Source organism: Parabacteroides hominis (assembly GCF_014287585.1).
In the GTDB taxonomy this organism is placed as follows: Bacteria; Bacteroidota; Bacteroidia; order Bacteroidales; family Tannerellaceae; genus Parabacteroides; species Parabacteroides hominis.
The window spans coordinates 37,299-44,860 of record NZ_JACOOJ010000042.1 but is presented as its reverse complement, the minus strand read 5'-3'; the positions used below and the strand labels follow the sequence as shown (position 1 = coordinate 44,860).

Here is a 7,562-nt window from a genome sequence, read left to right as displayed (position 1 = left end):
ATTTTTTCACCCGTTTGTGACGTTTTTACGCTAACTTCTGAACCACTGACTGTTACAAACGAAACTTTTTTCTTTTTTCATATACCCCTATTTTCAGGCTATACTGACGGCTCTTATATGCGTATAATAATGTACAAGAGAAACAAGCATACAAACAAAAAACATGCATACTTTTGAGTTTCTCTAATCATAGTTATGAATTGGGGAACTCATCACTATGATGTATCTTTGTCACCATATCAATTATTCACCTAAAAAGCTTAATTCTAAAATGGAATCAGTAATGAAAAGAACGACAGCTACCGGCCTTTTGGCCACCTGCGCCGTATCATTGGCCTTATTTTCTTCGTGCACCAGCGTAGAACCCAATACGCTTACACCCGAAGAAGTCGCCGACGGCTGGCAACTTCTCTTCGACGGAAAAACGTTGAACGGCTGGAAAGACTACAACGGAACAACCCTGACGCAACCCTGGCACGTAGTTGACGGATGCATCCAGGCAAAAGGAGACGGCAGCGATGCGAGTGGTTATATCGTAACCGACAAACAGTATGAGAACTTCGAATTATCCTGGGACTGGAAATTGTCCAAAGGAGGTAACAGCGGTATGCTATACCACGTAGTCGAACGTCCCCAATTCGCAGTTCCATACGTCACGGGACCGGAATATCAGTTAATAGACGAACCGAACTTCCCGGAACCGCTGGAAGAATGGCAGAAGTTGGGCGTAGACTACGCCATGCATCTCCCAGACAAGGCAAAAATGAAAGTAAACCCGCAAGGAGAATGGAACAATTCAAAGATCGTATTCGATAACGGGCATGTAGAGCATTGGCTGAACGGTGTCAAAATCCTGGAATTCGAAGCCTGGACTGACGACTGGTATGCAAAGAAGAACAGTGGTAAATGGGCAAACGCCCCGGAATACGGCTTGGCTAAAAAAGGTGTCCTTTGCCTGCAAGACCACGGCTACCCCGCTTCTTTCCGCAATATCAAGATCAAAGAACTCCCCCGTAAGACAAAAGAGGTGGCGCTATTCAACGGCACGGACCTGAAAGGATGGGAAGCCTACGGTACGGAAAAGTGGTATGTAAAGGACGGCCTGCTGATCTGTGAAAGCGGTCCGGACAAGAAATACGGCTATCTGGCTACACGTGATTACTATGACGATTTCGACCTGACGGTAGAATTCAAACAGGAAGCAGACGGAAACTCAGGCGTATTTATCCGCTCCTTCATCGAAGAAGATGTTAAAGTGAACGGCTGGCAGGTAGAAGTGGCCCCCAAAGGCCATGACACAGGCGGCATCTACGAATCATACGGACGAGGTTGGCTGATTCAGATCCCGGATGAAAAAGAAAACATCCTGAAAGAAGGCGACTGGAACACCATGCGCATCAAAGTACAGGGAGATAATGTCCAGACTTGGTTGAACGGTCAAGAGATGGTCAACATCAACGACGAAAAGATCGGAGCCGGACAGGGACGCATTGCCCTGCAAATCCATGATGGAGGCGGAATCAAGGTTCTGTGGAGAAACCTGAAAGTAAAAACATTATAAGTTCTTGTCCCGTAAAAAACAACTCCCGTCCCAAACTATATGAGACGGGAGTCGTTTTTTCATCCCCTGCGACCATGTCCTTTACGAGGAGACTGGGAGCGTTGCTTTTCGAGATATTGTTTATACTGATCTTCCGTCAGTATCTTTTTCATCTCTGCATCCCGGTCGTTCCGCATGGTTATCATCTTTTCGCGCATCTTCTGGCGATCCGAATCAGCCTGTTTTCTTTCCGCTTTCATCTTATCTCTGAACTCAGCTTCCACTTTACGGAAGTCTGCTGCCTGTTTCTCATTCAATTTCAGATCAGCAATCATCTTTTCACAACGTTGTGCCGGATCACCTCCTTTTTTTGCACCTCGTTTGCCACCCTGGGCAAAAACAGAAACCGAACTGATCAAGAGAACCAAACACAATCCTATTACCTTCTTCATAAACTAATTACCTGTTATTAATATTAAACTTATTTGTTTTTGAAGCGCTTCTGGATAATAGACTTGGAGACGGACGAAAGGTTTAACCCGGACCGATGTTATTTTATTATTTAACAATGATTTACTATTGAACCGATCCGCAGGTAATTCCTTCTGCATTCCACTTTTGCAGGAAGAAATTCAACTTGTTCAGGAAACGTTGATAGTCCTTGTTCGAAGCATCTGTCCACCCTGTTTCCGCATAAGCGGCCAGGCGGGGATAGACTTTCAGGTCCATGCTCTCGACAGTCGGGATAAACTCTCCCCACATCTGGCATCCCAAGCCCAACACTCTACCCTTCTGATCTTCCGTCAAGCCTTCCGGCACAGGATCGAAAGAGTAAGCCTTTTCCAAAGGAATCGACTCGTATGAATAATCCAGGTAGGTATAAACATGGTAAGAATTCACGATATCGTATCCTTTTTCTATCGTATTTCTGATAAGGGCAGTATCTCCTTTCCAGAAATGGACGATCGTGCCGGAAGCCAACTCCTGCTTCACACCTTCCGTGTCGGCATCCGACTGGTATTCGTGCAGCTTATCTCCGGTAATCTCATTCCACCCCATCATTCTTTTGCCCTTGCCAGCCAGCATATTGGAAATTTCATTTGTAAAATAGACCTGGAGTTCTGCCGGAGTCTTCAAATTATGTTTGGTCATGTAGGCGCGTATCGCAGGAGAATTTTTCCATTGATCATATTTTACCTCATCGCCTCCGATATGGAAAACGGCTCCGGGGAAGATCGCGATCACCTCATCCGTCACCTCGTCCAAGAATTTCATCACTTCAGGATCGGCCACATTAAAGACTTCATAATGTACGCCGAATTTACCCGGCACTTTGATCTGCTTCCCGCTCGTACCCAGCCAAGGATAAGAAGCGATTGCAGCACTGGCATGTCCCGGCATGCTCACCTCCGGCACTATCGTAATATGGCGTTTAGCCGCATAAGCCACAATTTCTTTTAAATCTTCCTGCGTATAAAAACCACCATGACGTTTACCGTCATACACATCACTCCCAAAATGATTGATTTCGGAAGAATCCCTGAAAGCTCCTATTTCCGTCAGTTTCGGATACTTCTTTATTTCGATGCGCCATCCTTGGTCGTTTGTCAGATGCCAATGGAAAACATTCATTTTCAGATCTGCCATCTCATCCAGCAGTTGCTTCACCACTTCTTTGCCTTTGAAATAACGACCTTCGTCGAGCATAAAGGCACGCCACGAAAAAGCAGGATAGTCCGCAACGGTCGCCTTCTGGACCATCAGCTTGCCGTCTTTTTCTTTGATCACCTGTCGTAAAGTCTGGACACCATTCAAGATACCGGCCGGTGAATTGGCTTTTATCACGATCTTTCCAGAGGTTGCATCCAGGACATAGCCTTCCTTTTTATCCGGCAAAACCGTGGGGTCCAACAGCAAAGTTATATCCGCCTTTCCGCCGCCTTCTTTCAATACGGCTTCGACAGAAAAGCCGGAAGACAGATAGGATTGAAGGAGTTGCGCTTCATTCACCAGTTCCGAAGGATAGGCGACAACCGGCTGGCTTTTCAATTTGACAAAACCCGGAGTATACACAATATCAGCCGGTTGGGGAATCACGGCATATTCTTCTACCGGGGGTTCCTGACAAGAACAAAGAAATGCCAAACAAAGGGAAATAAGAAAACTTGACTTCATAGATATCTGAATTTAAAGTTAGCTCAATGCGACAACTACATCACACTGAACTACAAAATTAATCTTTTTATCCGATAGTCGAAGTAACAATATCTCAAAAACAACTCCTTAATATCTTAATGTCAAATTGACAAATTAACCATCTTTTCTTTGCTGTAAATCCAATCAAAAGCAAAGGTTTTATTAGCGAAGACATTCCCCATGAGTTTTTATTTTACAATAAGGAAGGAGATCTCACCGGATAGAATCACAATGTCACGAATAAGACCTTTCATGCAGATCGTTTTGATCACAGAGGAAGCAGAGAACTCTTTTCCCGCTCTTAACGATACATCCGAAAGAGTTGTTTTCTTGTGCTTTTTAGCCCGAAATTTCTGTTGAAAAACATTTCCCCACACAGAATACGAGCGTTTTTACGATTCATTTTTTCTTCTTTCTGAAACGTTCTAATTCATTTTCCAGAATCATCCGTATAAAAGGTTACATTCATCTCAATAGTTTCCCCCAATTATTAAGACCATTTCAAAAACGATTTAGATCATTTCAGTAATAAAGGCCGATTTTTGCTCCTGCACACCCTGAAACATCCTTTTTAGAAAAAGAACAAGATAGAAAATCATATAAAAACAAAGCAAAATGTAATAAATCGGTTATTAAAATTCACTTATTGTATCGCGACCGAGATACATTTTTGGGCTGGTTTGAATTTAAACCATCCAATCAGACATAACTTAAGGTATATTTAACTGATTGCTTATCCTGCAAACGCCTGTTTCCTACCAAAAAATATGATAAATTATCTCGTCTTTCCGCAATTTCCGGATAGCCCTTACAAATACCCTCCTCAAAGCCGGATGTTTGTAAGGGCTAAAAATAATTATCCCAACATCAACTACTTGGTGTATTTCCCATATTTACCATCAACCATCACATCTTTTACTGCATTCAGATAATCAAAACCATATTTCATATCCGGCAACAAATATGCACCTTCCACCCATTCATTCCAGGCGAAAAGTGTAATCAGCTTCGGCTGATCGGGATGTTTGTCACAATACTCTCTTGCTTTTTGCAAAAAGGCTGCAAAACTTTGCGGAGATTGATTGAGATGAACGACATCTTTCTGGGTCTTATGAGGGAAACGAGGCGTATCATCCCAACCGATGGAGGCATTCGGAAAATAAGGGATAGAAACTGCTTCATCCCATTTCTGAAGACGTTCTAAGGCTTCCGTACCCCAACGGACATAATCTTCATAGATCGGGCCACCCCAATTATATTGCGTCAAACTGTTAGCACCTAATTTTTCGATCTGTTCCACTCGCTCTTCATTCGGCACACCACCCGCAATCAATTGGATATGCAAATCCGGGAATCCAGCTTTTTTCACCTCGCTTCTGAAATAATCCAAGCCTTTACAGGTTTCCTCTAAGCTCCCGAAAGTCTTGATCAGATTATCCAAACTAAAGATGGAGAATACCGGCTTACCATCCAATTTCAGATAATTCGGTTGTTTGAAATACTGGTCGATAACACGTTTTACGACTATACGAAAATTCTTCCAATCGATCGCACCATCCCATAAACGAGAGTTATCATCTTTGTAACGATGTACATTCCAGTAGTTTCGTGCTACATCATGGTCTGCCCACATGATATAGAAATTCATTTTATGATTATTCTTAGCTTTTAGGAAACCATCGTTCAAGCAACCTTCCAGAAACGGACCGTTATTGAACCAGTACCAATCGAATATAAACGTATTCACACCGTGGTCGGTAGCAGCATCGATCCATTTCTCCATTACTTTAGGATCATTGTCCAACTCATATCCCCACAAAGGTACTTTCGGCTGATAATGTCCTTCAAAACGGGGATTCCCTTTTTTGATAATTTCCCACTCCCCGGTTCCCTCCGGCCATAACACTTCATGTCCCATCGGATCGTCGTGGCAGGAAGGCCAGATATAAGCAGCCACATAATACTCAGGAGCAATATTCGCACGAACCTCTTTTTCCCCATTTTTCTCGGCCTGTACATTCCAGCCGCACATCAATAAACACATGCACACAGAGCAAAACAATAACCAACTCGATTTGTTTTTCATAATATCACAATTTAATGATTAATTCCATCCTGGATTTTGTTTCAGATTAGGATTCAATGTTAATTCATCCTGCGGAATAGAATACAAATAATCCTGTTTATCTCTAAATTGATAGCCATCAGGCATTACTCCCTTATAATAGTCAATCAATCCATTTTCGTCTACCCTTGAACTGAAATTTGGATTTTGAGCCAAGTCAACGGGATATCCTTTCGGCCGTTTATTCTTAAAGAGCGCACTCGCCGCCCATCTCATATAATCTTCATCCCGTTGTCCCTCCAAAGCCATTTCCACTCTTCTTTCTCTTCGGATCTCATACAATTCATCCGTAATAGAATACCCGTAGTCCATCTTATTCTTATCCAGACTTTGTGCATTCACGGTAAAATCAGGCATTCCGGCACGTTGTCTCAATAAATTCAAAGCTTCGTATGCAACTGAATTATCCAATTCACATTTGGCTTCTGCATAATTGAGCAGGACTTCACCATAGCGCAACAGGATAAGTCCAGTTTCCGCTTGTGTTTCCCATGATTTTCCGGCAGCCGGGGAACTTGGGTTCGCAGTCTTTTTTACTTGGAAACCCGTCGGACACAATTGCAAGGCACCACCTTCGATGGTCGGTCCGTTAAAATAGGCATTCTCGCCTACGGACATCAAATCACCGGGAATCCAAATGGTCGATTTTAAGCGAGCGTCACAATCTTCTGCGATCTTCGTCAGAAATACATTTCCCTTATTCGCTGCCGCCGTGTTCAAATAGTCATACGGTTTACCGTTTTTACCTAAATAGGAGGAGACGAGTTCCCAAGTGATACCCTTCGAGTTACTGTTATAGGTGATAAATCCCTGAGTCGAATTGCCGGCTCCTTCCGCAGCATTGAAAGCACGATAGAGAAGCACTTCGTTTATATCCGACATATTATCGAAGCCAAATAGTTTGTAATAGTCTTCATCCGGATTTCCCGTACTATAAATGCCGACTTTATAATCCCCCTCCATCAATTCTTCTGCCGCTTCCACACAAATCTTAAAGTATTTGGCCGGATCAGCTCCGGTAGTTCCAAAGTCAGTATTTGCATGGTATTTTTGCCAGGAACCTTCAAACAAAGCGACACGGGTCTTAAAGGCCAATGCAGCCTCTTTATTAATCCGGTTATTCCCGACATCCTTTCTCAACTCAAGATGCGTAATAGCATTATCAAGGTCTGCCAATATCGAATCGGCTATCAACAAACGGGAATCCCTGGGACGCATCAACTCTTCGGTATCGTCCATTTCTATCACATGAGAATACCAAGGGACATCCCCGTATTTTTTCAGCAAATTAAAATAGAACCAAGCACGGAAGAAATAGGCTTCTCCCAAATACTGCTTATATGCGTCATATCCGCTTTGGCATTTTGTATAATGTTCAAAGAAGATATTTACATTGCGGATACTCGTCCATTCTCCAGTCCAGTTGCCGGTGGTTTTTGAACGAACACCATTCATGATTATACTCGGGCTGTCAATTATCATATCATCGCTATTTGTAGCCATCTCCGCAACCATTTGTGTCCATGGACAAAATGAAGGATAAAATTGCCGCGTATAATATTCTAATTCTGTCGAAGTGCTCCAATAATCATCCATCGTGATTTTATCCATCGGTTGCAAATCAATAAAATTCTCACACGAACATAGTAATGTCATAAATGAGACTGCTGTCAATATGAATCGTTTCATAATCTTTTCTCC

5 protein-coding genes are annotated in these 7,562 nt (G+C 42.9%); 1 reads left to right on the top strand and 4 read right to left on the bottom strand.

The annotated features are described in order from the left end of the window. The first annotated feature begins 271 nt into the window (after positions 1 to 271). Positions 272 to 1,561, top strand: coding sequence for a 3-keto-disaccharide hydrolase (locus H8S65_RS17835; protein ID WP_186931218.1), 1,290 nt, complete (start codon positions 272 to 274; stop codon positions 1,559 to 1,561). Between the two features lie 59 nt (positions 1,562 to 1,620). Here H8S65_RS17835 and H8S65_RS17830 read toward each other — a convergent pair whose 3' ends face one another. From H8S65_RS17830 to H8S65_RS17815, 4 genes are all read right to left on the bottom strand, one after another. Further along, entirely contained in the window at positions 1,621 to 1,992 is a 372-nt protein-coding gene (locus H8S65_RS17830; protein WP_186931217.1) for a DUF4890 domain-containing protein, read from the bottom strand. 124 nt (positions 1,993 to 2,116) lie between these two features. After that, positions 2,117 to 3,715, bottom strand: a complete 1,599-nt coding sequence (locus tag H8S65_RS17825) for a beta-N-acetylhexosaminidase (protein ID WP_186931216.1) — start codon at positions 3,713 to 3,715, stop codon at positions 2,117 to 2,119. An 892-nt stretch (positions 3,716 to 4,607) separates the two neighbouring features. Further along, the gene (locus H8S65_RS17820; RefSeq protein ID WP_186931215.1) at positions 4,608 to 5,822 is read right to left on the bottom strand and encodes a glycosyltransferase WbsX family protein; all 1,215 of its coding nucleotides are present in this window, start codon (positions 5,820 to 5,822) and stop codon (positions 4,608 to 4,610) included. A gap of 18 nt (positions 5,823 to 5,840) precedes the next feature. Then, positions 5,841 to 7,550: a RagB/SusD family nutrient uptake outer membrane protein gene (locus H8S65_RS17815; protein WP_186931214.1), complete on the bottom strand. Its 1,710-nt coding sequence runs from the start codon at positions 7,548 to 7,550 to the stop codon at positions 5,841 to 5,843. Between the last annotated feature and the right edge of the window lie 12 nt (positions 7,551 to 7,562).